This window comes from Brucella pseudogrignonensis (assembly GCF_032190615.1).
In the GTDB taxonomy this organism is placed as follows: Bacteria; Pseudomonadota; Alphaproteobacteria; order Rhizobiales; family Rhizobiaceae; genus Brucella; species Brucella pseudogrignonensis_B.
The window spans coordinates 1,818,372-1,843,043 of sequence record NZ_JAVLAT010000001.1; the positions used below are offsets into that span (position 1 = coordinate 1,818,372).

A 24,672-nucleotide genomic window follows, 5' to 3' on the forward strand; every position below is an offset into this window, starting at 1 on the left:
GTCACGCCTCCAGTGCTGATTTTGCAGCTGCAAGGCTCGATGCGCCGGTGATAACTGTGTCTTTTAAAGCAGAGACCTCGGCCAGCATGTTTTCGGCGAAGAAGCGACAAAGGGCAGCGCGGCCAGCATCGTCGCTTGAGAGTGCTGAACGCGCGAGATAGGCGCCGCCAGCGGTCAGTGACAGCAGGCGTTGGTAAGGCGTGGCACCGGCAAGAGCTTCCTCTGTGCGGCCTTCGGCTGTTGCCCGTTGCAGCCAGTCGGTTGCTTCACGGGCTTCGCCAATGGCAGTGGAGAGGCGAGAGCCGGTTTGGCCCAGTTCGGGACGGTTCGAAACTGTGGCCTTGTCGGCTTCGTCCTGCAATTCGGTGAGGTAATTTTCGATATGCTTGCCATTGCTGAGCGGCAATTTGCGTAGCACAAGGTCGATCGCCTGAATTCCGTTGGTGCCTTCATAAATTGGGGTAATACGGGCATCGCGCAGCAATTGTGCAGCGCCTGTTTCCTCAATGAAGCCCATGCCGCCATGAATCTGCACACCAAGCGAAGCAACATCAACGCCAACATCTGTGGCAAAGCTTTTTGCGAGCGGCGTTAGTAGTCCGGCACGATCTGACCAGAATTGCGCGTCTGCACCGTCCGTTGCATGGCTCATATCGATCGCATGCGCGCAGGAATAGGTGATGGAGCGAGCCACCTGCGTCAGTGCCTTCATAGTAAGCAACATGCGCTGCACGTCTGGATGCTCTATGATCGGGCTCATGCCGGCTTTCGGATCGGCACCAAGCGCGCGGCCTTGCTTGCGTTCTTTTGCGTAGTTCAAAGCCTGCTGATAGGCGGCTTCCGCAACGCCTACGCCCTGAATGCCAACCAACAGTCGGGCATTATTCATCATAGTGAACATGCAAGCCAAACCGCGGTTTTCTTCGCCGATCAAATAACCGACTGCGCCGGTTTCCTCACCTTTCACAAAGCCATCGCCATAAATCATTGTGCAGGTGGGGGAGGCGTGAATGCCCATTTTGTGCTCAAGGCCAGAGCAAAACAGGTCGTTACGACGACCGAGCGAACCATCCGCATTGACGAGGAATTTTGGCACGAGGAAGAGTGATATGCCCTTTGTTCCGGCCGGGGCATCGGGAAGCCGTGCCAGCACCAGATGCACGATGTTGTCCGTCAGGTCATGCTCGCCATAGGTGATGAAAATCTTTTGACCAAAGATGCGATAGGAACCATCATCGCGGCGCTCGGCGCGCGTGCGCAAAGCACCGACATCTGAACCGGCCTGCGGTTCGGTCAGGTTCATGGTGCCCATCCATTCACCGGAGATGAGCTTTTCGAGATAGATGTCTTTGAGTTCTTTTGAAGCGTGTTTTTCCAGTGCTTCGACAGCGCCCATGGTGAGCGTGGGAGCGATGGCAAAAGCCAATGTGCCGGAATTCCACATTTCGCTGACCGCAACTGACATCATGGTCGGCAAGCCCTGGCCACCATATTCCGGTGTTCCAGTCAGCGAGTTCCAGCCGCCTGCAATCCAGTCGGCGTAAAGCTCTTTCCAGCCTGGCGTAGTCGTGACAACACCATCCTTGACACTCGCACCATGGCGGTCGCCCGAAATGCGAAGCGGCTCAACGCGTTCAGTGGCAAATCTTCCCGCTTCTTCGAGAATAGCTTCTGCCAGATCAGCGGAGAAATCAGGAAACTGATTGTCGGTGATTGCCTTTTCTAGGCCTGCGACTTTCATCAGCGTATGCGAAATTTCAGAAACCGGCGCGCGATACATCTTTCCTCCTAAACCTTCTCCTCAAAAGGCTTCGCATTGCCGCTTATTGGCAGCGATGCGTTCAGCCTTATGGCTGGCGTGTCTAAGTGCTAGCGGCTTATTACGTAAACGTCAATATTTCTTAAGCCAGGTAGCGTTGATTGTAGCTGGGTCGCAAGAGCGATAGTGAACGACTGAACGAGCAATCAGGTTGTGCAACAATGAGGAGCCGCTTTATTAGACGTTTTACGCCCCATAAAAGCAAAAAGGCCGGGCATGGACCCGACCTTCATAAGTCTCAACAATCAGTGCCAGTACATCCGTGGTCAAAGACTGGAGACAAATTTCTTTGCGCAATCACGCAAGCAAAGCTTCAAACTGCTTTGCTTAAGTAATGATTAGAGTGCGCGCAGGTTTTCTGCTGCATTCTTGCCCGAACGGCGGTCTGCAACAACTTCAAAGCTGACCTTCTGGCCTTCATTGAGGGTGCTGAGGCCCGAACGTTCAACAGCCGAGATGTGAACGAACACGTCTACGCCGCCGTCATCAGGCTGAATGAAGCCGAAGCCCTTGGTTGTGTTGAAGAATTTTACTGTTCCGTTTGCCATGTTGAATTCCTTTCAAATCGCACGGTTGATATATAATGGACATATGTCCATCGCCGAATTTTACGAATTTGAAAGAAGTACCGGGTGGCGAAAAGCGCGCCGCAACATTCGAAAACAAAATCGATGCGTTACATATATGTGACCTTCATGACTTTTACAAGGCGCTTTTCCGAATTCGAGAAAATTACTACGATAAGTAAAAAATATAGGGATCAAAATAATACTGATTAACGGAATGCGAAGATATTTTTTTAAACGTGCCTCATGTCTGAATGCTGCAAAGATGTTGTTTTTCCTGTAAAGAATAGCCTCGTTCTTAATGAAATTTTCTTCGCATGCTTTTAAACGTTGGGTATGTTGAAAGGTGCTGATATATGACGCTCGTTCCGTATTTTCTCACTGTTAATCTCACGGTGTCGTGCGTTTTCATTCTGACATTCGCTTTTGTGGCTATGCAGGAGCGCAATTATGCTGCCCCGCGCTGGTTTACATTAGCGGCGATTGCAGCGGCACTTGTTTCGCTATTCGGCTATTGGATTCCGGCAGCGATAAACACCCGTCTGCTCGTTGTCATTTCATTTGCGCTATCAATGATAGCGTTTCTGGCAGTCATTATCGGGCTGCAAAGTATTTACCGCCAGAAAATAGACTGGAAACTGATAGGTGCTTTTTTCGTCGCCGCTCTGCTGTGCAATTTGCTGATTTTAGAGCTGCCACGCACGTCTTTCCTGCATCGCTTTTTGTATCAGCTGCCGCTTTGTCTGGCCCAGCTTATTATTATATGGGTGATCTATCGCTCTGGAATGCCACGACTGGTTGATAAGCTAATTATGGCGCTGGCCGTGGTTAGCTGCATTCATTATCTTTCGAAAGCTTTTCTGATCTCCGGTCCGGGTGCGGATATCAGGCCGGATGATCCAGCCAATACGCTGCATGTGATTATATCGTTGTCGATTGGCGTTTTTTTGCATGCCGCGCGTGGCCTGCTGCTGCTTTTAACCACAGTTTCGCACATGGTGGGCGAGGCGAGTGAGCAGTCAGAGGTAGATGAGCTTTCCCAGATTTATAATCGCCGTGGATTTGACCGGCATGTCTCGCGTGTGTTGGCCCGTAAAGGTGCACGGATTCGCTATGCGGTGATTATGAGCGATCTCGATTTCTTCAAACGCGTGAACGATACCTATGGCCATGACGGCGGGGACCGGGTCATTGCGGCTTTTGGCAAGTTGCTTAGAACTCAGCTCCCCAAGTCAGCCGTGGCTGCACGGATGGGCGGCGAGGAGTTTGTTGTATTTATTCCAGACGCTGATATGGCGGCGGCAGAAAGTCTTGCACAAAGCCTGCGCGAATCTCTCAGCAAACTACGATTTGCTGAAAAAGCACCCGATTGGGGTCCGACGGCAAGCTTTGGCGTCGCGGAACAGGTTGATGAGGAAAGCCTCTACGAGACGATGCGCCGTGCGGACTCGGCGCTTTATGATGCGAAGAACGCCGGACGCAATCGCGTCCATATCGCATAAAAAGCCGCAACCGCGTCCACATTGCTTAGCGGCTAGAAACCGGGTTCATATAGCGTGAACTACGCGCCTGAGCGTTTACGCTCAACAGCACGCCAGCCGATGTCGGAGCGATAAAAGCCTTCTGGCCAGTCGACACGCTTCACGGCGTCATAGGCTTTGCTTTGCGCTTCCGCGACGGTTTTAGCCATCGCTGTCACGTTAAGAACGCGGCCGCCATTGGCAATGAGATTACCGTCTTTTTCCGCTGTGCCAGCGTGGAAGACTTTGAGGCCGTCAATTCCGTCGAGCTTTTCAAGGCCGCGAATAACACTGCCCTTCTTCACGTTGGCCGGATAGCCTTCCGCAGCCATAACCACGGTTAGAGCTGGCTGGTCTTTCCATTCGAGCTTAACTTCATCAAGTTTGCCATCAACGGCTGCATTGATGAGGTCGAGCAGATCAGTTTCGAGGCGCATCATCAGTACCTGGCACTCAGGATCACCAAAGCGGGTGTTATATTCAATGAGCTTCGGACCGTCTTTGCCGATCATCAGGCCGAGGAACAGCACGCCCGAGAAGGGCGCACCGATTTCCGCCATGCCGCGCATTGTGGGTTCGATCAGCTCGCGCATGGTGCGTTCGACAATTTCAGGCGTCATCACTGGAGCAGGTGCGTAAGCTCCCATGCCGCCGGTGTTCGGGCCTGTATCGCCATCGCCAACGCGCTTGTGGTCCTGCGCAGAGCCAAGTGGCAGCGCTGTTTTGCGATCGCAGATACAGAAAAAGCTTGCTTCCTCGCCTTCAAGAAACTCTTCAACCACAACTTCCGCACCGGCAGAGCCAAATGCACCTTCAAAACACATATCAACGGCATCAAACGCTTCATCGAGCGTCATGGCAACGACAACGCCTTTGCCAGCGGCAAGCCCATCGGCTTTGACGACGATGGGCGCACCCATTTCACGGATATAGGCTTTGGCTTTGGGCGCATTGTTGAAGCGGCCATAAGCGCCGGTCGGAATATTGAAGCGCGCGCAAAGGTCTTTGGTGAAGCCTTTTGAGCCTTCAAGCTGTGCGGCGAGCTTAGAAGGACCGAAGACGCGAATATCGGCAGCTTGAAGATCATCAGCAAGGCCAGCAACAAGAGGCGCTTCGGGGCCAACGACAACCAAATCAATCGCATTCTGTTTGGCAAAAGCAATGACGGCTGCGTGATCGGTAAGGTCCAGTGTTACCAGTTCTGCATATTCAGCAATGCCGGGATTGCCCGGCGCGCAATAGAGCTTTGTCAGCTTTTCGGATGCGGCGAGTTTCCATGCCAATGCGTGTTCGCGTCCGCCCGAACCGATCAACAGAACTTTCATGCCTTGCTCCCTGCGCGTGAGATCAGTAAACGTTGTTTATACGGGTCTCTATTGCCCAACGCACGCGCGGGCAAGGGCAGTGCTGCGATTTTTGGATAAAAAGCGGCCGCACCGGCACAGTTTCAGGAAAGCAAGCAGTCATGCAGCAGTCAAAGCCCGAAATGGGCACCGGTTCTGATGTTCAGTCACGCGAAAGCCGCGGACGCGTCAAGGATGCGCCATCTGGCCACTGGGTTTATCGGGTGCTGCCGCCATCGCTGTGGCCCTATGCCCAGCTTGCACGCTGGGATCGTCCGATTGGCTGGCAGCTGCTTTTATGGCCGTGTTTTTGGTCGGCTGCGCTTGTAGCGGGTGCAGGTGCGCAGCCGGGGGATGATGTTTGGTCGGTGGTGCCATCGATCTGGCATCTGGTTTTATTTTTCGTTGGCTCTGTCGCGATGCGTGGCGCTGGCTGCACATATAATGATCTTGCTGATCAGGATATTGACGACAAAGTGGACCGCACCCGTTCTCGACCTTTGCCGTCTGGTCAGGTGACGCGCAAACAGGCGAAAATATTCATCGTCTTGCAGGCTCTGCTTGGGCTGGCCGTTGTGCTGCAATTTAACTGGTTCACGATTGGCCTTGGCGTTGCATCGCTAGTGATCGTCGCGGCCTATCCTTTCATGAAGCGCATTACGAACCTGCCGCAGCTGGTGCTTGGCCTTGCCTTTTCGTGGGGCGCGCTGATGGGTTGGGCGGCAGTCCAGGGCTCGCTCGCGCTGTCGCCCGTGTTGCTTTATATCGGCGCGATCCTTTGGACGATTGGCTATGACACGATCTACGCCCATCAGGACAAGGAAGACGACGCGCTGGTCGGCGTCGGGTCGACCGCGCGCCTGTTTGGCAAACATACCAAGACGGCGCTGCTGGTTCTTTATGGCGGCGCGATTGGCTTTTTTGCCGCTGCCTTTGCGGTTGCACAGGTGCCGATGCCAGCGCTTGCGGGACTGCTCGCGGCGGGCGTTCATCTTTACCGCCAGATCATCGTGCTCGACATCGATAATCCCGATCAATGCCTGCGTCTGTTTAAGTCGAACAACACGGTGGGATGGCTGATTTTCTTAGGCCTCGTGCTGGGAAGCCTTTGGGTGGCGTTGAAGCCGATGGTATAGAAACAAAAAAGCCGCTGATTTCAGCGGCCTTTTTATTTTTATGGATAGAGACGATCTTTGGTCCAGTCGCCTTCCGGTGTGTCGCGGGTAAACAACACGCGGTCATGCAGGCGGAAGGGGCGGTCATGCCAGAACTCAATGGAAACCGGGCGGATGCGGAAGCCTGACCAGTGTTGAGGACGCGGAATGTCTCCAATCGCATAACGTGCTGTATATTCTGCAACAGCCTTTTCGAGCGCAAAGCGGCTTTCGAGTGGCCGCGACTGCTTGGATGCCCAGGCACCGATACGACTGCCACGTGGTCGCGATGCGTAATAGGCATCGGCTTCCTCGGCACTCACCTTTTCGACCGGGCCACGCACACGGACCTGACGACGCAGCGATTTCCAGTGAAAGCACATGGCCGCTTTTTCGGCAGACAGGATTTCCTGCCCCTTGGCGCTTTCGTAATTGGTGTAGAAGACAAAGCCGTGCTCGTCGAAATCTTTGAGCAGAACCATCCGCACATTGGGCAGACCGTCCGGGTCAACTGTGGCGAGCGCGACGGCATTTGGGTCGTTTATTTCGCTTTTGGTGGCGTCATTCAGCCATTGCGCAAAGAGCTTGAAAGGTTCGGAACTTTGGGTGAAATCGTCGCGGTCATCTGTCATTGGGTGCTATTTCAAAAGTCAGTCGGAATTGTTGTGAGCAAACTTGGTTCATATCGCACAGTTTGTCCATGACTTTGGTGAGAAGTGAGAATTTTCTGCGTTGTTCTTTGATAGTGATTTGTTTACCGTGTCTGCGAACGACTTGTTAACTCCATATCCCCCATATTCACTACATCTTTAGGATGTATTTAAGGGAAGACCGTTGGCTGCTCGACTTGCTCGCCGCGTAAGAAATGATGTCACCTTCAACTGTAACATGGCTTTGATCCGCCGTGTGGCATTTGCCGTCGCCATGGTTTCGCTCTCAGGTTGTGCGATGGGTGGAGTGAGCATCGACAAGGCAGTGCCTGATTCCTCGACGATCACCGGTTCCATCAAGTCAGTCGAAAAAGATGAGACCGACAACGGCAAGCGCTCCGATCAATCCACGATCAAAAGCATCGTATCCGCTCTCAACTTCACCCAATGGGGCAAAAAGCCCGTTCCCTGGGCCAATCCTGATACCGGCAGTCAGGGTGCGATTACAACAATCGCTGAAACAAAGTCCAACGACACGCTGTGTCGCCAGTTTGAAACATCGCGCGAAGCTTTTGATGGCGTCTCGATCTATCGCGGTGAAACCTGTATGCAGCGTGGCGGCGAGTGGACGTTAACCTCGTTCGCACCGCTTTGAGTGCGCGTTCCAAGCTTTTTTCTATTCTCACAGCTATAAGTCTGGAAGTTTTAAGGCTTAGTACTCATATTACGGCAAAGTGAGTCTAACGACTGATTATTCAGTCATTTTCCCGAATGAGGACTATATGCGCGATCCCTATAGCGTGTTGGGCGTCGCCAAAACGGCGAAGCCCGAAGAAATAAAGTCGGCTTTTCGCAAGCTGGCCAAGAAATATCATCCGGATCAGAACAAGGATGATCCGAAGGCGCAGGAGCGCTTTTCAGAAATCAATCAGGCCTATGAAATTGTCGGTGACAAGGACAAACGTGGCCAGTTTGATCGTGGCGAGATTGACGCCGAAGGCAAGCAGGCCTTTCAGGGCTTTGGCGGGCAGGGCGGTTTCGGCGGTCAATCTGGATTTGCTGGTGGCGATCCGTTCGCTGGCTTTCGTCAGCGTGGCGGTGGCCAGCAGGGTGGTTTTGGCGGCGGTGCCGAAGACATTCTCAATGATCTATTCGGCGGCGCTTTTGGCGGCGGTCGCGGCGGAGCACGTCAGCGCGGTCCTATGAAAGGCAGCGATCTGGCTGCTTCCATCAATATTACGCTTGAGCAGGCAGCAGGCGCGGACAAGGTTGAGGCTGTTTTTCCGAATGGGAAACACCTTAAAATCAAGCTGCCACAATATGTTGAAGATGGCCAGACCATCCGTCTCAAGGGCCAAGGCGAGCACATTGTCGGCGGCACGCCCGGCGATGCGCTGGTAACGATCCATTTTAAGCCGAGTGCGCGCTTCCGCCTGGAAGGGCGCGATGTCCATGTCGATCTGCCGGTCGAGCTTGCAGACGCAGCGCTTGGTGGCAAGGCGGAAGTTGAAACGTTGAGCGGTCGTATCGCGGTCAAAGTGCCCGCCTGGTCAAGCTCCGACAAGGTGCTGCGCCTGAAGGGTAAGGGCTTGCCGCTGAAGGCCGGTGGCCACGGCGATCTTTACGTCCATGTCCGCATCATGCTGCCGGAAGGTGGCGATGCGGAATTGGAAGAATTTTTAAAGAAACGCCGAGGCGAATAATTGATATTGCGCCTCGATAGACTGTAACCGGATCGCTGCACTGCGCGGCGATCCGTCGTTTAGATTTTATAATACCCGGCTTTTTATGCGCAATTGCTTGAAGCCAGTGCAATGCTGTGCGATAGGGCATCTAGTTGTTTATATTCTATGAGGACCCTTAATGACCGCAAAGTCAGGTTTGTTGCAGGGCAAGCGCGGATTGATTCTGGGCGTAGCCAACAACCGTTCTATCGCCTGGGGCATTGCCAAGGCTGCTCGTGAAGCGGGCGCGGAACTCGCATTCACCTATCAGGGTGATGCGCTCAAGAAGCGTGTCGAGCCGTTGGCCGAAGAACTGGATGCTTTTGTTGCTGGCCATTGCGATGTTGCTGACGGCGCAAGCATTGATGCTGTTTTTGAAGCGCTGGAGAACAAGTGGGGCAAGCTTGACTTCGTCGTTCACGCCATTGGTTTCTCCGATAAGGATGAGCTGACTGGCCGCTACGTTGACACGTCAGAGGCCAATTTCCAGAACACCATGCTGATTTCGGTTTATTCGCTGACTGCGATTTCGCGTCGTGCGGAAAAGCTGATGAATGACGGCGGTTCGATTCTCACGCTGACCTATTATGGCGCTGAAAAAGTTATGCCGAACTACAACGTCATGGGTGTTGCAAAGGCAGCTCTTGAAGCAAGTGTGAAATATCTGGCTGTTGATCTTGGACCGCAGAACATTCGCGTGAATGCGATTTCCGCAGGCCCGATCAAGACGCTGGCCGCATCTGGTATTGGCGACTTCCGCTATATTCTCAAGTGGAACGAATACAATGCACCGCTGCGCCGCACGGTCACCATTGATGAAGTGGGTGATGTTGGCCTTTACTTCCTGTCCGATCTGTCGCGTTCGGTCACAGGTGAAGTTCACCATGCTGACAGCGGCTATCATGTGATCGGCATGAAAGCGGTCGACGCCCCGGACATTTCAGTCGTCAAAGACTGATCTGAGCATTCCAAAATCCCGAAAAGTTGACCGACTTTTCGGGATTTTTCTTTGTCTCTTCATCGCCGAAGGGGCTATTTAAAATAGAATTACGTGCAGACAGAGGTGTGATTTTGGCCCGCGAGATCATCTATTTTTCGCGTCATGGTGAGACGGACTGGAATGTAGCGCAGCGCATTCAGGGACAGCTTGATATTGATATCAATGCGCATGGCCGCACACAGGCAGACCGAAACGGCGATATGCTGAAATCGCTGATTGGCGATGGTGCCGGTTATGATTTTGTTGCAAGCCCTCTGCGTCGTACCCGCGAAACCATGGAGCGCATTCGTCTTCGAATGGGCCTCGATCCTTATGATTTCCGCACTGACCCGCAATTGATGGAAGTGAATTTCGGCGATTGGCAGGGCTTTATGATGGAAGACATTGCCAAGGAACGCGAAGACCTTCTGGAAGCACGTGCCAAAGACAAATGGAACTTCATACCACCCGGTGAGACGGCTGAAAGCTATATGCGCCTCTCACAACGCATTGGCCGCTGGGTCGAAGCGGTTGAATGGCCGACTGTCTGCGTGACGCATGGCGGCTGCATTCGCACCCTATTTTATCTTTACGGCGATATGGATGGCCATGCTGCCGCCAATCTCTCGATTCCTCAGGACAAAATACTGAAGTTCGAGAACAATAAGCTTGAGTGGATCTGAGCAGGCTCAGATCCTTTTCCTCATGCCAAGCCGGTGCGTGATTCTGCTGACCTGTCTTTTGGCTTGATTCCTGCCTGCGCCAATGTGCGGTCGAGAAGCTGTTCATAAATCGGCTTGCCGCCAATCCATTGTGCAACAAGATTGGCCGTGAGGCAGGTGGCGATGAGTGGCATTGTCATGCCATAGGCACCTGTGAGTTCGAGCGTGAGAACAACGCCGACAATTGGTGCACGAACTGATGCGGTAAACAGCCCGCCCATCGCCGCAATTGCAAATGCCAATGGCATGATGCCAGCCTCTGGCGAAAACACGCTGATGATGCCTGCAAAGGCCAGACCGATACAGGTCGCGAGTGTAAGCATTGGCGCAAAAATCCCGCCTGGAACGCCGCTGGAATAGCTGCCGACCATTGTAAAATAGCGTGCAAACGCCAGCAGAAGCAGCAGTGCCAAGCCGGTTTTCTGATGCGCAATCTCCATGATGATATGCTCGCCACCCGTGACGGAATAAGGCAGCACAATGAAGAGGGCGCCCACGCATAGTCCGATAATCGCCGGATACAGATACGGTACGCGATTGTGCATAGTGGCTGCAAAATTGACCGCCCACATAATGCCGCCATTCAGCGCCACGCCAACAAAGCCAAGCAGACAGCCGAGCAAGACAAACGCTGGAACATGTTCAAGCGCTGCTTTTACCTCCGGCATCGACATATCAGGCGCTGTACCGCCGATAATTTGCGTCATGACGGTTGCGAGCAGCGCAGCCGCGATCACGCCCATATAGGTGCGGAACGTATAGGGAAACTGCTTGTGCGTTTCCTCAACGATAAACAGAACACCTGCCAATGGCGCATTAAACGCGCAGGCAAGGCCTGCCGCCGCACCCGCAGCAAGAATGCCACGCCGTTCAGTTTCGCTGACTTTGAAGAAATCTGTAATGGCTGCACCCAGTGACGCGCCGATATGGATGGTGGGGCCTTCGCGCCCCAGAACGAGGCCGGATGAGATCGATGTGATACCCATAAGAAACTTCACCGGCAAAACGCGGCGCCACCGGACTTCTCGCAAGCCTTCCATGGCGCCCTCAATTTCCTGCACGCCACTGCCGCCAGCTTCGGGCGCAAAACGACGAACAATGAAAGCCGCAAGTATTGTGCAGCACATTGTAAACAGTGCAGCCGCAATGATAAGCGATGTTCCGGTGATGTATTGACCAAGCTTTTGCGGCCATGTCATCAGCGCATCAATGATGAGATGAAAATAAGAACCGACTGTTCCGGTCAATATTCCCGTCAGTGCCGCAAAGAATACATAGCGCGCCTGCGCTGATCTGTTTCCCGGCCTGTCGAGTGATTTTATCGGATCATCCATCGATGCTTGCCCCAAATGCAATACTCGGCCTGACCGGATTACTGGCGGCCCCCATCTCTCGGACACAAGCAGACTCGCCCCCAAAAGTCTAGCAACGACATGGTTTGTGGTGCGCTGATTTGCCATTTGGCAAGAATATGTTATCTTTCTGCCATAAGGAGAAGCTGCGATGGAACTTCAGCCAATCAGTATAACGCCAGCAGGCACGCTGACGAACGCGATCACCGACGAAGAAGCGGGTGCATTGGCGCGCACGACGGTCAATCTGTTGAAGGTCTGGAAGCTCTCGGATGGAGAAGCCTGCACGCTGTTGGGTGATATGTCGCCGCGCACATGGGCGCGCTGGAAAGACGGCAGCATAGGCCGGATTGATCGCGACCTGCGGATGCGTATGGCGCATCTGATGGGTATTCACAAAGGATTGCGCTATCTGTTCCGTGATCCTGCGCGGGGCTATGCGTGGATCAGAAAGCCCAATGATACGTTCGGAGGACTTTCGGCTTTGGACCTGATGTTGCGCGGTGAAATCTCTGATCTTGCGGCTTTGCGCGAATGGCTCAATGCGGAGCGCGGCGCATGGTAAGCGGACTGGCTGAGAAACGGCAGGTCGACTGGCCGCAGACATTTCGCATCATCCGCTCCATTCATCCGCCGATTGATCTGTTTGAAGATATCGCAGACCCGCGTGACTGGGAGGCGCTGGCCTCGGTCGAGGAAAAAACCAATCCGCGCATACGGTTTGAAATTGGCGATCTTGGCAAAGTTCCGGCCGACAGGCGCGTGGCAGGGCAGGGGGCAACTTATGTCATGGCGCCTTTCGTGCATTGTTCGATAACCCGCCCCGGACGTTTCAGCGATGGCAGTTACGGCATTTATTATGCCGCTGATCGCGAAGAGGTGGCAGTGGCTGAAACCATTCACCATCATGAAAAATTCATGCGTGCAACCCGCGAAGAGCCGGGCTGGACTTCAGATTTTCGAGTGCTGATCGGAAGCATCGAAAGGGAACTGGACGATGTAAGTAAAGTACCGGGTGTGCTGGATCCCGTTGACTATACGGCGTCTCATATTGAGGGCAGGGAGTTGCGCGCGGCGGGGAGTCAAGGGCTTGTCTGGCCGAGTGTGCGGATGCACGGAGGTTTTTGCATCGGGATTTTCTGGCCGGACGTTATAACAATTCCTGTTCAGGGCCGACATTACAGCTATCATTGGGATGGAACCCGTGTCGATTATATTCGCCAATACGACACGGGCACAATTCTATCCGTGATCTGAATTTACGGCGCTTCTTGAATATCGGTGACAAAGCGCGTGTCGTCGGCTTCATCATAGAGAATGATAACCTTCATGCCTTTGTTAATAGCGGAATAATCAAACTCGCCCGGCAGCTTATAGGTCTTGCCGTCATCAAGCGTGATTGTTTCTTTATCTTGATTGATGCCGGTGATCTTACCTTCAACATCATCTGCCATTGCAACGGTCGAAAAGAGCGAAGCAATGATAAAGAGCAGTCCCACAATATACTGCATGGGTGTCATCCTCCTTTTGAGTGACCGACCGTCCACTGACTGATTCGACACGAATTGCATTTGGCGATTGCTCCCTGATTTCTTAGCAAACACTAAGATCTGAGATCGAGGGAAGCAACATCATTCTGAGGGCAATTTAGCTGGTGGAATGTGTCAAAAAGAATGCGGCATGTGGATGATCTGATGGAAATTTTGCGATCCTGATGCGCTATTCCCAGCAATAATTTGACCGTTGCTCAAAAGGCCAATAGAACCGCCCCATATCTTGCCGGAAAAGGCGCTCCGTAATCAGGCTTAGCTCATGTCTCATAACAGTTTCGGTCATCTGTTCCGCGTAACCACCTGGGGTGAAAGCCACGGAATTGCGCTTGGTTGTGTCGTGGATGGCTGCCCACCCGGCATCACATTTACCGAGGCCGAAATTCAGTCCTATCTCGATAAGCGTAAGCCGGGTCAGTCGAAATATACGACGCAGCGCCGCGAGCCGGATCAGGTTCGCGTGCTGTCCGGTGTGATTCTGAGCGACGACGGCGTGACCATGACCACGACTGGCACGCCAATTTCGATGATGATCGAAAACACCGATCAGCGTTCCAAGGATTATGGCGATATTGCCCGGCAGTACCGCCCGGGTCATGCCGATTATGCTTACGACGTCAAATACGGCATTCGCGATTATCGTGGCGGCGGGCGCTCTTCGGCGCGTGAAACCGCAGCACGCGTTGCAGCCGGTGCTATTGCGCGTAAGGTTGTTCCGGGCTTGCAGGTGCGCGGCGCGCTGGTCTCGATGGGCGTGCATGACATTGATCGCGCGCGGTGGGACTGGAACGAAGTCGATAACAACCCGTTTTTCACGCCGGATGCCGGTTCGGTTGAGGTTTTTGCCGAATATCTCGATGGTATTCGTAAAAATGGCTCTTCCATCGGTGCGATTATCGAAATCGTGGCGGAAGGCGTTCCTGCTGGTATTGGTGCGCCGATTTACGGCAAGCTCGATCAGGATATTGCAAGTTATCTGATGTCGATCAATGCCGTGAAGGGCGTTGAGATCGGCAATGGTTTTGAAGCCGCACGTCTGACGGGCGAAGAAAATGCTGACGAAATGCGCATCGGCAATGACGGTCAGCCGGTGTTCCTGTCCAATCAGGCAGGCGGCGTTCTGGGTGGCATTGCAACCGGTGCGCCGGTTATCTCGCGTTTCGCAGTAAAGCCAACATCGTCAATCCTGACACCGCGCAAGTCGATTGATGCGCTGGGCAAGGAAGTGGATGTGATGACCAAGGGTCGTCATGATCCTTGCGTGGGTATCCGCGCTGTGCCGATTGGCGAAGCGATGGTCGCTTGCGCCATTGCCGATCATTATCTGCGCCATCGGGGACAGACAGGACGGGTATAAAATATTCAGAGGTGGTTTCAGGGACCAAGGGCCGGTTCTGAGCATGTCGCGGAAAAGGGAAACCGGTTTCCGCAACATGCGTGAAAGCAAGAGACTGAAGCTGTGGTACAACCATTGAGGCTGAAATGAGCTATAATCAGAAACAGGTCGTTGATGCGCTGCGCGCTTTCGAGCGTGGCGAAATTGTTGTCGTGATGGATGATGACGGACGTGAGAACGAAGGCGATCTTATCGTTGCTGCCGTGCACTGTACGCCGGAAAAGATGGCCTTCATCGTGCGTTATACGTCGGGTATCGTCTGCACGCCGATGACGCGCGAAGAAGCCAAGCGCCTCAATCTGGCGCCGATGGTCGCGGAAAATGAGTCCGCACACACGACGGCTTTCACCGTCACTGTTGATTACCGCCACGGCACCACAACCGGCATTTCTGCTGAAGATCGCACGCTGACTGTGCGCAACCTCGCAAACCCGAATGCCGGTGCTTCCGATTTTGTGCGTCCGGGCCATATTTTCCCGCTGATCGCGCGAGAAGGTGGCGTGTTGATGCGCTCTGGCCATACAGAAGCGGCTGTTGATCTGTGCAAACTCGCAAATCTGCCGCCAATTGGGGTGATTTGTGAGCTGATCAATGATGATGGAACCGTCATGCGTGGCCCTGACGTAAAAGCATTTGCTGAAAAGCATGCGCTTCATCGGGTAACGGTGGCTGATCTCATCGCCTATCGTCAGCGCAAGGAAACACTGGTCAAGCGCATTAACGATGCGCCCGTCACGACTTGCGCTGGTCCGGCTCATGCCTATACCTACGAGTTGCCGTGGGAGCCGATGCAGCATGTCGCTATTGTGTTTGGTGATATTCGGGATGGCGAAGAAGTGCCTGTCCGTCTGCATCGTGAAGATGTGCTGAGCGATGTGTTCGGTAATGGCGGCAGCAATCTCGACGAGATCATGAAACGCATGGGCAAAGAAGGCCGCGGCGTTCTGGTTTATCTGCGTGAAGATTCGGTTGGCGTGCGTTCTGATCACCGCGATGCGCGGGCGCGAGAAGCGTTGCTTGGTGAACACGAGGCCCATGCAGAAGCCGTTGCCCGTGAAGAAGAATGGCGTCAGATTGGCCTTGGTGCGCAGATACTCAAAGATCTTGGCATCACGTCGATTGTGCTGCTGGCTTCACGTGAGCGTCACTATGTTGGTCTGGAAGGTTTCGGCATCAACATCACGCGCACGGAAATCATTTGAATTCAACACAGCGAAATCTTCAGGTTTTAAGAAATCCATCTGCTCATAATGACAGATGGATTTTTCTATTTATCGGATATGGTTAGTTATAATTTAATTAAGTTAGAGGTTTCAATGTCAGATAATTTTACAATCGAATTTGAGCAAAATTACCTCCAAATGAGCGCTTACGATTCTAAAAAAGTAACCGGCTATTTGAAAGAAAATGGAGTTGGTTTTTCGGGTAAAATAAACTTACTCACTCCAAACAGTGGAGGAGAGATTACTATTGACGATTCGGATAATATATTTTCATCTGATGATGGTACCTTTATATTTACTGTCAATTCTGCTTATGATGAAGTAAGCCATCATTTCGGAAGCGGAATAAAGATAGTAGAGAAGAAGGTGTTGGCTATATATGTTGCTGATGGCGGTGGGGAGCATGCGAGGACTTCATTTATCGTTGGGATAAAGCCACCACCGATTTAACGGCGCACAACACCGCGTGATTTTCAGTCTTTGAGCTAACCATCATAGCCAGATTGTATTGCCGATGCTAAAGGTCGGCAATGACAACACGGCTTTACTGGCATCCGACCTATCTAGAACATATCGTGCCGCCCGGACATCCCGAGCGGCCCGACCGTATTCGTGCTTTGATGAGCGAACTGGAAGGCCCGGATTTCTACCGTCTTGATCGGGTGCAAGCGCCAATGGCATCGCAAGACGCCATTCTGCTCGCGCATTCGGAAAGCTACATCGATGAGATCCGCAAGCAGATTCCCGATCCGGTTGATGACGAAGAAGCACCGCAACCAATCAACAAGCTTGGTGTCGACACTTATGTGAGTCCCAAAAGCTGGGAAGCAGCGCTTCTGGCAATTGGTGCGGCTACCACTGCGGTTGATGACGTGTTTTCGGGGCAGGCTGACAATGTCTTCGTCGCCTCGCGCCCGCCCGGGCATCATGCCGAACTGGCAACCGCCATGGGCTTTTGCCTGTTTAACAACGTCGCTATTGCCGCACGTCATGCGCAGCGCAATCATGGAGCGGAACGCATCGCGATTGTCGATTGGGACGTACATCACGGCAACGGTACACAGGATATTTTCCAAGACGATCCAAGCGTTTTGTTCTGCTCGACCCATCAGTTTCCGCTGTTTCCCGGCACAGGCCGGAAAGATGAGGTGGGTGTGGGCAACATCGTCAATGCACCACTCTCGCCCAATACTGGCAGCCGCGAATTTCGCGAGGCATTTAATAGTCGTGTATTGCCTGCTTTGGACAACTTCCAGCCAGATTTGATCCTTATTTCAGCTGGCTTCGACGCGCATTTCCGCGATCCTCTTTCCGAGATCAATCTCGATGAGGCGGATTTTGACTGGGCGACGGGCAAGCTCATGGAACGTGCAGAACGTTTCTGCAATCACCGTTTGGTGAGCGTGCTTGAAGGTGGATATGATCTTGAGGGCTTGTCGCAGTCCGCGTCTTCCCATATTACGCGGCTGTTGAAAGGATAAACCATGGTAACCGAACCGTCCAACACCGACATTGCAGTTATGAGCTTTGAGGACGCCTTGAAGCAGCTTGAGAAGATCGTCGATGCTCTGGAGCGGGGCGATGTGCCGCTTGAAGAATCGATCCGCATCTATGAGCGCGGCGAAGCGCTGAAGAAACATTGCGATACGCTGCTCAAATCTGCGGAAGACAAGGTCGAAAAGATTCGCGTTGGTCGCGATGGGCAGCCTGTGGGCACAGAACCGCTCGACGCGGAATAAGATCAGTTAAAAAATATCGAGATGTCAAAATAGCGGCTCTTTTGGAGCCGCTATCTCTTTGTGCCACTGCGATCTGACTGGAGGTCTCACGATTGCAGCAGCCTCAATTTGTTGCATGCCATTCGGCTTAGAACGAGCGCTGGAAGCGAACCATGCCCTGAACAGCGTCTTTGCCCTTGAGGACCGAACGATCATCGTTCCACTTGGTGTAGGACACTTCCGGCGTAATGGTGAAGCCCGGTACGATGGTGTAGGCAACGTTCATCGTGCCTGCAAAACGGCCAGCTTCTTCATAGGCGGCCTGAATGTTGAAGGCTGTCTTCTTGTTGAACTTGTACTTCGCGCCGCCCCAGACAGCCCAATCGCCGCCCCATGTGCCATAGAAGCTGTCGATCTGACGAACGCCAGCAATGTAGTGGTCGTCATTCGACTTGTAAGCGCCCTGTCCCCAGATCGAGAACTGTTCGGTTACGTTCACGTCGAGGCGAACCTTGCCCATCCACTTTTCATTGAGCGCGTCGTAAGCTGCAACACCAGCGATCGAACCCCAGCCCTGAGCATATTTCAGGCCACCGACAACATGCGGTGTGTAGTCGTCGATGGTGACGGAGCCGTTGGAATCGCCATTGCCACCCTGTTCAAGCGCGATGATCGCCGAGAAGCCATTGCCGCCCTTGAAAGTGTAGCTGATCGCGTTGGTGCGGGTGCCACCAGCGAGGATCACGTCGTCATTGATGACGTCGCCGAGGTAGCCGGTGAAGGTAACGAAAGCGGATTCATCAAGACCAACGCGCAGGCCGCCGAGCTGTATGTAGCCATAACGCAGAGTGCCGGTCGAGCCAGCATCGGCGCCATTCTGGTACTGGAAGCGGGCTTCAGTATAGGTCTTCAGTGTGCCGAGTTCGGTTTCCGAAGCGGTCGAGAAGCGGAGCGAGAAACGGGTCAGGTAGTCATAGGTGTCGCGATCACGAGCGCCAAGTGTCTTGGCATAGACATTGTCGCCACCCTTGATGTCTGCACGAACGTAGCCGTGGATGCGCAGGCAGGTTTCGGTGCCTGGAATGTAGAAATAGCCAGCGCCGTATGCATCGCAAACGCGAACATATTCTACTGCTTCTGGCTCTGGTGCAACAATCGCGTCAGCAGCCTGTGCAACTGATACGAATGAAAATACTGCAGCCGAAGCGCAGAGAAAATGCTTAACCCTCATAAGAAACTCCATAAGTGAGGTGTGACTGGAGCGCTTATAGAGGTGTTAAAAAAACAAACAATATCAATTACATGTCAGATTAGTGAAGTTTTAATGACTAGGCAACACTGTTCAATTTAAATATAGATCAATCAAATTTATCGCTTTTTGTTGCATTTGTGCATCACTATATTTGGAGCGACGCTTTGGCGAGTTTAATGGATCATGTTTTTGATGTGAATGACATAAGGCGCAAGCACACCACTCAGAAGATAGGGGCCGAGCCCCCAAACGAGCGTCCAGCCAAAAGCGCCGACAATATTTGCGGCCATAAAATGCAGCGGCGGCATTTTCATTGAACCGGCGATAATGCCGTTCAACTGTCGTAACAGTACAACGAAGCGCGCAGTGGCAACGACATAGATGCCTTTTGTTTCGAACATTTTCTCAAATTGTTCGAGCCGCTCCGGTGTGAGTTTCACGCGATGACCATATTTCAAGATCAATGCGCGGCCGCCATAACGCCCGATGATGTAGCCGGTCGTATCTCCTAGAACGGCTCCGATAAACACAGCAATCAGCACGTGCTCTATGTTCAATGTGCCATTCAGCGCAAGCAGAGAACATGCGATCAAAGCACTTTCACCGGGAAGCGGCGCACCAAAGGATTCAAAATACACGATAACCAATATAGCAAAGGCACCATAGGCTGCGATGTAGTGATCAATGAAACCCATCAACTGTCGGCGCTTTCGTTAATAATGTAATAAAAAGGCTCCGGCGCAAACCGGAGCCATAGCACTATAACGTGTTTTTCAGCCGATGGAACGCTTGCCTGTGATCTTGTGATAGGCCCACAGGACAAGGATCGATCCGATAATAGCAATGATCAGGCTGATGGGGTCGAATGCGCCAGTGACACCGCGACCAAACAGTGTTGAAGAAAGAACGCCGCCAACGATGGCCCCGACAATGCCCAATGCAATGTCGAAGAACAGTCCCTGACCGCTTTTATTGACGACTTTGCTGCCGATGAAGCCGGCGATCAAACCTAGAATAATCCAGCTTATTATAGACATCTAATATCTCCGATTGCGAAAATAAGGTTTTGCATCAGGCATTTAGAGAATTTTCACAATAGTTTCGATTTGGCAAGGTATAATGCTTGTGAAAGCTGAAAACTTATTTCACTTTAACTTATCGCGTGTGAAAAAAAACAGCGACCAACAGGGAGTATCGTGTGATGGGAAGTTATGACGACAATTCCAAGAACTCGCCGATTCCCGGCGGCAGCCTTGCCAAGCCGGTTCTGATAGCGCTCGGCGCGCTGCTCGTTGGCAAGATGCTGAAAGGGCATAGCGACGAGCCTGAAAAACCTGCCTCGATTCCAGATCAATCTGCGCCACAACAGGCGGATAGCGGCGGCGGCTTGCTGGGCGGAATTTTGGGTGGCCTTGGTGGCCTGCTTGGTGGCGCCCTTGCAAGTGGTAGTGCGTCATCCGCACCGGCAGTACCCGGTCCGCTAGGTGGCGGTCTGGGTGGCCTCCTCGATCAGCTCAAGCAGGCAGGTCTTGGCGATAAGGTCGATTCGTGGATCGGCCAGGGCGACAATCATCAGATTGAACCCGGCCAACTCGGCGATGCGCTTGGCAATAAAACATTGAGTGAAATTGCAGCTCATGCCGGTATTGACCAGCAGGAACTGCTCAATCAGCTCTCACAGGTGCTGCCTGGTCTGGTGGATAAGCTGACCAGTAATGGGCAGGTGCCTGACACCAACGAATTGTCGCGCCTGTTGCACAAAAGGTAACGTATAACCAGCTTCGACCAATAACGCACTTGTATTGTTATAAATGCGTTATTGGCGGGCTTATAATTATAGGATTTAGTTTATTAACCCGGCAGCATGTGTAATATATATCCGTATAAATATGGTTTGTTTTGGATATGGTTTTTAATAATTCATTAAAGTGAGTTTTAATATGATCAGGTATTGTTATTATGTCATAATATTCATTCGGTAAAATACCATCCGTGTATTTGTCTTTTGTTAATGAATAGTTTATTATTTTCTCATGCTCACCAATTGTTTCATAAATATTAAAATCTTCTGCTAAGATATTTTTTAATGTATTGCGAACGCTAAGGCCCCCTTCACGTGTGAAAAAATGAACTCTTATATTGGAAGGCAATTCGATTTTCCCGGACCCAGGAAAAATTCCATAGCGGCGGGGGGTGTAGCCTCCGTGGCCTGTTAATATGGCCTTTGTTGCCGATCCCCCTTTTTTTGACTTTATGATAATATCTTTGTAAATTTTTTTTTCATATTCATCATTATTTACATGATGGTTTTTATTGGAAAATGAATTATTGAAAGATGTGTGTTCTTTGAATTCGTTATTTTTTTTAAATTTTTTATTTAAATTAATTTCTGAAATAGGTTCGTCTATTATAAATCGTTCTTCTATATTAATGGAATGAAGCGTTGATTCTTCCATTTTATTTATATCCCGTATAATTTTTTATATAAAAGCTAATGTTTTAAACATATATATTCACATGTTGGTAGACAGAGAAACTGTTACAATTCCATTCTTGTGCTTTTAGTTCGAAGAGCGTTAGTGCTGCCGAAGCGTCGCGCCTGTTGCACAATCGCTGACACAGCTCTATTTTTGTAAAGATCACGCGCCGGCAAACGGCTTGCCGGTGCGCTTTTATTTGGTGGCTGTCCGATGAGCTTCTTTCCCTGTCCTGACCCGGTGCTTGGTGACAAGACATCGGTTGATGCAATCGAAACGCTTGTCATTCCGCGCACCAGCGATATTGGCGGGCTGGAAGTGCGTCGTGCTTTACCCACTGTGAAGCGACGGCTTGTTGGGCCCTTTATTTTCTTTGATCGCATGGGACCAGCAGTGCTGAAAGATGGCGATGCGCTTGACGTGCGTCCGCATCCGCATATCGGTCTTTCGACTGTGACTTATCTGTTCGATGGTCATATCCGCCATCGTGACAGCCTCGGCACGGAAATGGTGATCAAGCCGGGCGATGTGAACCTCATGACGGCAGGTCGTGGCATTGTCCATTCCGAGCGTTCGCCTGAAGAAGAACGCAATGGTCCGCTGTCGATTTCCGGCGTGCAGACATGGCTGGCGCTGTCCGAGCAATTTGAAGAAATCGACCCGCATTTTTATCACACCAATGCGCCAGATCTGCCATTGATGGAAGATCGTGAATTTAACGGACGTTTGATCATCGGCTCCATGCATGGTGTTTCATCACCGGTCATCCAGCATGCCGAAACACTTTATGCAGATATTGAAGTGCTGCCCGGCGGGCGCTTTCATATTCCGCCAACCACGGAAGAACGCGCGATTTATACGCTGCGTGGCAATGTCGGCATTGGTGGCGATGTGTTTCCGCCGGACCGTTTGCTGGCTTTCCGTCCGGGTGACGATATTGTCGTGCAGGCCGGGCCTGAGGGCGCGCATTTCATGCTGTTTGGCGGTGCGGCTCTTGGCTCGAAACGTTATGTCTGGTGGAATTTCGTGTCGTCTTCCAGAGAGCGCATTGAGCAGGCCAAGGAAGAATGGCGCACCGGACGTTTTGATATTGTTCCGGGTGATGAAGAAGAATTCATACCTTTGCCTGAATGATGGAGCATTTCCAGTAAAAGTGCGCAGCGGTTTTGCGTCGGATAATGCGACAAAACAAAAAGTGGTCGCATATGACACGATGTCTCGCCATGTGCATGTGCGCTTTGGCAAGCTTGATCTGCACTGGCAGCTGCTATACCGACAAATAAAATTCAAACCAGAAACAGGTTGTTTTCATGTCCCGACCCATCACCCCTTTGCTCGACAAGGCACCGACACCGGAAGCCCTGCGCGCATTGCCGGAGCAGGATTTGCCGAAGCTTGCGGAAGAACTGCGTGCCGAACTGGTGGATGCGGTCTCAACAACGGGCGGGCATCTTGGGGCTGGGTTGGGCGTGGTGGAACTGACCATTGCGCTGCATCATGTCTTTGATACACCGCATGATCGCATCATTTGGGATGTGGGTCATCAGGCCTATCCGCACAAAATTCTGACCGGGCGCCGTGATCGTATCCGCACGTTGCGTCAGGAAAACGGGCTGTCCGGTTTCACCAAGCGCGCTGAAAGCGAATATGATCCCTTTGGCGCGGCACATTCTTCGACGTCGATCTCTGCCGGTCTTGGCATGGCCGTCGCAGCCGACCTTTCGGGTGAAAAGCGCAATGTGATTGCAGTTATCGGTGATGGCTCCATGTCAGCCGGTATGGCCTATGAGGCGATGAACAATGCCGGTGCGCTTGATGCACGGCTGATCGTCATCCTCAACGACAACGACATGTCGATTGCGCCGCCAACGGGTGCGATGAGTGCTTACCTCGCGCGGCTCGTTTCTGGCAAAACCTATCGCAGCGTGCGTGAAGCCGCCAAGCAGGTTGCAAAGAAACTGCCGAAGTTCTTGCAGGACAAGGCGCGCAAATCGGAAGAATTTACCAGGGCCTTCTTTACGGGCGGTACGCTGTTTGAAGAGCTCGGCTTTTATTATGTCGGGCCGATCGACGGGCATAATCTTGATCATCTGTTGCCGGTTCTCAAAAATGTGCGCGATGCGCAGGAGGGCCCGGTGTTGATCCATGTGGTGACGCAAAAGGGCAAGGGCTATGCACCTGCGGAAGCTGCCGCCGATAAATATCACGGCGTCACCAAGTTTGATGTGATTACCGGCAAACAGTCCAAGCCACCGGCGAATGCACCGAGCTATACCAAGATTTTCGGCACCAGCCTTATTGAAGAAGCCCGTCACGATGACAAGATCGTGGCTGTGACAGCGGCGATGCCGACCGGCACCGGCCTAGATCTGTTTGGTGAAGTGTTTCCAAAGCGCACATTTGATGTCGGCATTGCCGAACAGCATGCCGTTACTTTTGCCGCTGGTCTTGCGTCCGAAGGCTATAAGCCGTTCTGTGCGATTTATTCGACCTTTCTTCAGCGCGGCTATGATCAGGTTGTGCATGATGTGTCGATCCAGAACCTGCCCGTACGTTTCCCGATTGATCGCGCTGGTCTGGTGGGGGCCGATGGCCCAACCCATGCCGGTTCGTTCGATACCGGCTTCCTTGCAGCGCTTCCCGGTTTTGTGGTGATGGCCGCATCTGACGAAGCTGAACTGCGCCATATGGTGCGCACGGCTGCGGAATATAACGAAGGTCCGATCTCCTTCCGCTATCCGCGTGGTGATGGTGTCGGCGTGGAACTGCCAGAACGTGGCTCGGTGCTGGAAATCGGCAAGGGCCGTATTGTGCGCGAAGGCACCAAGGTCGCACTCCTGTCCTTTGGGACACGCTTGCAGGAATGTCTGGGTGCTGCCGATGAATTGGCTGCAGCAGGTCTTTCGACAACGGTTGCCGATGCGCGTTTTGCCAAGCCGCTTGATCATGACCTGATCCGTCGTCTTGCGCGTGAGCATGAAGTGCTGGTAACCATTGAAGAAGGTGCGGCAGGTGGTTTCGCTGCTCATGTGCTGCAATTCCTTGCAACCGATGGACTGCTGGATCGCGGCCTGAAAGTGCGCGTGCTGACCCTGCCGGATAGCTATCAGGATCACGCCAAGCCGGAAGTCATGTATGCCAATGCAGGCCTCGATCGCGCTGGTATTGTGCGCATCGTCTTCGCGGCGCTTGGCCGTGAGGAAATCGCGGCACCGTTCCGCGCATAA

Annotated in this window: 26 protein-coding genes; 16 read left to right on the plus strand and 10 right to left on the minus strand. The window is 52.5% G+C overall.

The genetic code is table 11. The annotated features are described in order from the left end of the window. Position 1: 1 nt before the first annotated feature. Positions 2–1,780: an acyl-CoA dehydrogenase gene (locus tag RI570_RS08755; protein ID WP_313828027.1), complete on the minus strand. Its 1,779-nt coding sequence runs from the start codon at positions 1,778–1,780 to the stop codon at positions 2–4. A gap of 377 nt (positions 1,781–2,157) precedes the next feature. Continuing rightward, entirely contained in the window at positions 2,158–2,367 is a 210-nt protein-coding gene (locus RI570_RS08760; RefSeq protein WP_250040201.1) for a cold-shock protein, read from the minus strand. A 374-nt stretch (positions 2,368–2,741) separates the two neighbouring features. On the opposite strand from RI570_RS08760, the gene RI570_RS08765 reads away from it, so the two are divergent. Beyond that, complete coding sequence (locus RI570_RS08765; protein ID WP_313828028.1) at positions 2,742–3,887, plus strand: GGDEF domain-containing protein; 1,146 nt, start codon at positions 2,742–2,744, stop codon at positions 3,885–3,887. A gap of 59 nt (positions 3,888–3,946) precedes the next feature. On the opposite strand, the gene purD is transcribed toward RI570_RS08765, so the two are convergent. Continuing rightward, positions 3,947–5,230 carry a phosphoribosylamine--glycine ligase gene (gene purD, locus RI570_RS08770; protein WP_313828029.1) on the minus strand — a complete coding sequence of 428 codons (1,284 nt, stop codon included), beginning with the start codon at positions 5,228–5,230 and terminating at the stop codon, positions 3,947–3,949. Between the two features lie 161 nt (positions 5,231–5,391). Between purD and ubiA the strand changes: the two genes are divergently transcribed. After that, positions 5,392–6,384: a 4-hydroxybenzoate octaprenyltransferase gene (gene ubiA, locus RI570_RS08775; RefSeq protein WP_409558654.1), complete on the plus strand. Its 993-nt coding sequence runs from the start codon at positions 5,392–5,394 to the stop codon at positions 6,382–6,384. A 38-nt stretch (positions 6,385–6,422) separates the two neighbouring features. Here the strand turns inward: ubiA and pdxH are convergent, their stop codons facing one another. After that, a complete protein-coding gene (gene pdxH / locus RI570_RS08780) occupies positions 6,423–7,034 on the minus strand; it encodes a pyridoxamine 5'-phosphate oxidase (protein ID WP_313828031.1) in 612 nt (203 codons plus the stop codon). A gap of 202 nt (positions 7,035–7,236) precedes the next feature. On the opposite strand from pdxH, the gene RI570_RS08785 reads away from it, so the two are divergent. The 4 genes from RI570_RS08785 to RI570_RS08800 all read left to right on the plus strand — a co-directional run bounded on the left by RI570_RS08785 (position 7,237) and on the right by RI570_RS08800 (position 10,438). Further along, a complete protein-coding gene (locus RI570_RS08785; protein WP_313828032.1) occupies positions 7,237–7,707 on the plus strand; it encodes an RT0821/Lpp0805 family surface protein in 471 nt (156 codons plus the stop codon). A 127-nt stretch (positions 7,708–7,834) separates the two neighbouring features. After that, the gene (locus RI570_RS08790; RefSeq protein ID WP_313828033.1) at positions 7,835–8,755 is read left to right on the plus strand and encodes a DnaJ C-terminal domain-containing protein; all 921 of its coding nucleotides are present in this window, start codon (positions 7,835–7,837) and stop codon (positions 8,753–8,755) included. 160 nt (positions 8,756–8,915) lie between these two features. Further along, complete coding sequence (gene fabI, locus RI570_RS08795) at positions 8,916–9,734, plus strand: enoyl-ACP reductase FabI (protein WP_313828034.1); 819 nt, start codon at positions 8,916–8,918, stop codon at positions 9,732–9,734. Between the two features lie 113 nt (positions 9,735–9,847). Further along, complete coding sequence (locus RI570_RS08800; RefSeq protein WP_313828035.1) at positions 9,848–10,438, plus strand: histidine phosphatase family protein; 591 nt, start codon at positions 9,848–9,850, stop codon at positions 10,436–10,438. Between the two features lie 20 nt (positions 10,439–10,458). On the opposite strand, the gene clcA is transcribed toward RI570_RS08800, so the two are convergent. Next, positions 10,459–11,811, minus strand: a complete 1,353-nt coding sequence (clcA, locus tag RI570_RS08805) for a H(+)/Cl(-) exchange transporter ClcA (protein WP_313828036.1) — start codon at positions 11,809–11,811, stop codon at positions 10,459–10,461. A 169-nt stretch (positions 11,812–11,980) separates the two neighbouring features. Between clcA and RI570_RS08810 the strand changes: the two genes are divergently transcribed. Beyond that, positions 11,981–12,394 carry an MbcA/ParS/Xre antitoxin family protein gene (locus tag RI570_RS08810; RefSeq protein ID WP_313828037.1) on the plus strand — a complete coding sequence of 138 codons (414 nt, stop codon included), beginning with the start codon at positions 11,981–11,983 and terminating at the stop codon, positions 12,392–12,394. Continuing rightward, entirely contained in the window at positions 12,388–13,086 is a 699-nt protein-coding gene (locus tag RI570_RS08815) for an RES family NAD+ phosphorylase (RefSeq protein WP_313828038.1), read from the plus strand. The genes RI570_RS08810 and RI570_RS08815 overlap by 7 nt, the downstream gene beginning before the upstream one ends. Before the next feature lie 2 nt (positions 13,087–13,088). Here the strand turns inward: RI570_RS08815 and RI570_RS08820 are convergent, their stop codons facing one another. Next, the gene (locus tag RI570_RS08820; protein WP_313828039.1) at positions 13,089–13,340 is read right to left on the minus strand and encodes a DUF1344 domain-containing protein; all 252 of its coding nucleotides are present in this window, start codon (positions 13,338–13,340) and stop codon (positions 13,089–13,091) included. A gap of 301 nt (positions 13,341–13,641) precedes the next feature. Between RI570_RS08820 and aroC the strand changes: the two genes are divergently transcribed. From aroC to RI570_RS08845, 5 genes are all read left to right on the plus strand, one after another. Beyond that, a complete protein-coding gene (gene aroC / locus RI570_RS08825) occupies positions 13,642–14,736 on the plus strand; it encodes a chorismate synthase (protein WP_313828040.1) in 1,095 nt (364 codons plus the stop codon). A 125-nt stretch (positions 14,737–14,861) separates the two neighbouring features. Further along, positions 14,862–15,977 (plus strand): 3,4-dihydroxy-2-butanone-4-phosphate synthase, encoded by a 1,116-nt coding sequence (gene ribB, locus RI570_RS08830; protein ID WP_313828041.1) that lies wholly within the window; start codon positions 14,862–14,864, stop codon positions 15,975–15,977. Between the two features lie 48 nt (positions 15,978–16,025). Further along, positions 16,026–16,448: a hypothetical protein gene (locus tag RI570_RS08835; protein ID WP_313828042.1), complete on the plus strand. Its 423-nt coding sequence runs from the start codon at positions 16,026–16,028 to the stop codon at positions 16,446–16,448. Between the two features lie 80 nt (positions 16,449–16,528). Then, on the plus strand, positions 16,529–17,479 hold the full coding sequence (locus RI570_RS08840) for a histone deacetylase family protein (RefSeq protein WP_313828043.1): 951 nt from the start codon (positions 16,529–16,531) through the stop codon (positions 17,477–17,479). A 3-nt stretch (positions 17,480–17,482) separates the two neighbouring features. After that, the gene (locus RI570_RS08845) at positions 17,483–17,737 is read left to right on the plus strand and encodes an exodeoxyribonuclease VII small subunit (protein ID WP_250040228.1); all 255 of its coding nucleotides are present in this window, start codon (positions 17,483–17,485) and stop codon (positions 17,735–17,737) included. Between the two features lie 127 nt (positions 17,738–17,864). Here the strand turns inward: RI570_RS08845 and RI570_RS08850 are convergent, their stop codons facing one another. The 3 genes from RI570_RS08850 to RI570_RS08860 form a co-directional block, all read right to left on the minus strand. Next, the gene (locus RI570_RS08850) at positions 17,865–18,947 is read right to left on the minus strand and encodes a porin (protein ID WP_313828044.1); all 1,083 of its coding nucleotides are present in this window, start codon (positions 18,945–18,947) and stop codon (positions 17,865–17,867) included. Positions 18,948–19,141: 194 nt separating this feature from the next. Beyond that, the gene (locus RI570_RS08855; protein WP_313828045.1) at positions 19,142–19,663 is read right to left on the minus strand and encodes a DedA family protein; all 522 of its coding nucleotides are present in this window, start codon (positions 19,661–19,663) and stop codon (positions 19,142–19,144) included. A gap of 78 nt (positions 19,664–19,741) precedes the next feature. Further along, positions 19,742–20,005, minus strand: coding sequence for a GlsB/YeaQ/YmgE family stress response membrane protein (locus tag RI570_RS08860; protein WP_313828047.1), 264 nt, complete (start codon positions 20,003–20,005; stop codon positions 19,742–19,744). A 164-nt stretch (positions 20,006–20,169) separates the two neighbouring features. On the opposite strand from RI570_RS08860, the gene RI570_RS08865 reads away from it, so the two are divergent. Next, positions 20,170–20,736, plus strand: a complete 567-nt coding sequence (locus tag RI570_RS08865; protein ID WP_313828600.1) for a YidB family protein — start codon at positions 20,170–20,172, stop codon at positions 20,734–20,736. A 37-nt stretch (positions 20,737–20,773) separates the two neighbouring features. Here RI570_RS08865 and RI570_RS08870 read toward each other — a convergent pair whose 3' ends face one another. After that, entirely contained in the window at positions 20,774–21,424 is a 651-nt protein-coding gene (locus RI570_RS08870; protein WP_313828048.1) for a putative adhesin, read from the minus strand. A gap of 234 nt (positions 21,425–21,658) precedes the next feature. Here RI570_RS08870 and RI570_RS08875 point away from each other — a divergent pair, with 234 nt between their 5' ends. Both RI570_RS08875 and dxs read left to right on the plus strand, forming a co-directional pair. Further along, on the plus strand, positions 21,659–22,579 hold the full coding sequence (locus RI570_RS08875; RefSeq protein WP_313828049.1) for a pirin family protein: 921 nt from the start codon (positions 21,659–21,661) through the stop codon (positions 22,577–22,579). Positions 22,580–22,755: 176 nt separating this feature from the next. Beyond that, positions 22,756–24,672, plus strand: a complete 1,917-nt coding sequence (gene dxs, locus RI570_RS08880; RefSeq protein ID WP_313828050.1) for a 1-deoxy-D-xylulose-5-phosphate synthase — start codon at positions 22,756–22,758, stop codon at positions 24,670–24,672.

Excerpts from the sequence above, each read along its gene's own strand:
- RI570_RS08755 (WP_313828027.1), bottom strand. The coding sequence starts at position 1,780 with ATGTATCGCGCGCCGGTTTCTGAAATTTCGCATACGCTGATGAAAGTC.
- RI570_RS08760 (WP_250040201.1), bottom strand. The coding sequence starts at position 2,367 with ATGGCAAACGGAACAGTAAAATTCTTCAACACAACCAAGGGCTTCGGC.
- RI570_RS08765 (WP_313828028.1), top strand. The coding sequence starts at position 2,742 with ATGACGCTCGTTCCGTATTTTCTCACTGTTAATCTCACGGTGTCGTGC.
- purD (WP_313828029.1), bottom strand. The coding sequence starts at position 5,230 with ATGAAAGTTCTGTTGATCGGTTCGGGCGGACGCGAACACGCATTGGCA.
- ubiA (WP_409558654.1), top strand. The coding sequence starts at position 5,392 with ATGGGCACCGGTTCTGATGTTCAGTCACGCGAAAGCCGCGGACGCGTC.
- pdxH (WP_313828031.1), bottom strand. The coding sequence starts at position 7,034 with ATGACAGATGACCGCGACGATTTCACCCAAAGTTCCGAACCTTTCAAG.
- RI570_RS08790 (WP_313828033.1), top strand. The coding sequence starts at position 7,835 with ATGCGCGATCCCTATAGCGTGTTGGGCGTCGCCAAAACGGCGAAGCCC.
- fabI (WP_313828034.1), top strand. The coding sequence starts at position 8,916 with ATGACCGCAAAGTCAGGTTTGTTGCAGGGCAAGCGCGGATTGATTCTG.
- clcA (WP_313828036.1), bottom strand. The coding sequence starts at position 11,811 with ATGGATGATCCGATAAAATCACTCGACAGGCCGGGAAACAGATCAGCG.
- RI570_RS08810 (WP_313828037.1), top strand. The coding sequence starts at position 11,981 with ATGGAACTTCAGCCAATCAGTATAACGCCAGCAGGCACGCTGACGAAC.
- RI570_RS08815 (WP_313828038.1), top strand. The coding sequence starts at position 12,388 with ATGGTAAGCGGACTGGCTGAGAAACGGCAGGTCGACTGGCCGCAGACA.
- RI570_RS08820 (WP_313828039.1), bottom strand. The coding sequence starts at position 13,340 with ATGCAGTATATTGTGGGACTGCTCTTTATCATTGCTTCGCTCTTTTCG.
- aroC (WP_313828040.1), top strand. The coding sequence starts at position 13,642 with ATGTCTCATAACAGTTTCGGTCATCTGTTCCGCGTAACCACCTGGGGT.
- ribB (WP_313828041.1), top strand. The coding sequence starts at position 14,862 with ATGAGCTATAATCAGAAACAGGTCGTTGATGCGCTGCGCGCTTTCGAG.
- RI570_RS08835 (WP_313828042.1), top strand. The coding sequence starts at position 16,026 with ATGACAGATGGATTTTTCTATTTATCGGATATGGTTAGTTATAATTTA.
- RI570_RS08840 (WP_313828043.1), top strand. The coding sequence starts at position 16,529 with ATGACAACACGGCTTTACTGGCATCCGACCTATCTAGAACATATCGTG.
- RI570_RS08845 (WP_250040228.1), top strand. The coding sequence starts at position 17,483 with ATGGTAACCGAACCGTCCAACACCGACATTGCAGTTATGAGCTTTGAG.
- RI570_RS08850 (WP_313828044.1), bottom strand. The coding sequence starts at position 18,947 with ATGAGGGTTAAGCATTTTCTCTGCGCTTCGGCTGCAGTATTTTCATTC.
- RI570_RS08855 (WP_313828045.1), bottom strand. The coding sequence starts at position 19,663 with ATGGGTTTCATTGATCACTACATCGCAGCCTATGGTGCCTTTGCTATA.
- RI570_RS08860 (WP_313828047.1), bottom strand. The coding sequence starts at position 20,005 with ATGTCTATAATAAGCTGGATTATTCTAGGTTTGATCGCCGGCTTCATC.
- RI570_RS08865 (WP_313828600.1), top strand. The coding sequence starts at position 20,170 with ATGGGAAGTTATGACGACAATTCCAAGAACTCGCCGATTCCCGGCGGC.
- RI570_RS08870 (WP_313828048.1), bottom strand. The coding sequence starts at position 21,424 with ATGGAAGAATCAACGCTTCATTCCATTAATATAGAAGAACGATTTATA.
- RI570_RS08875 (WP_313828049.1), top strand. The coding sequence starts at position 21,659 with ATGAGCTTCTTTCCCTGTCCTGACCCGGTGCTTGGTGACAAGACATCG.
- dxs (WP_313828050.1), top strand. The coding sequence starts at position 22,756 with ATGTCCCGACCCATCACCCCTTTGCTCGACAAGGCACCGACACCGGAA.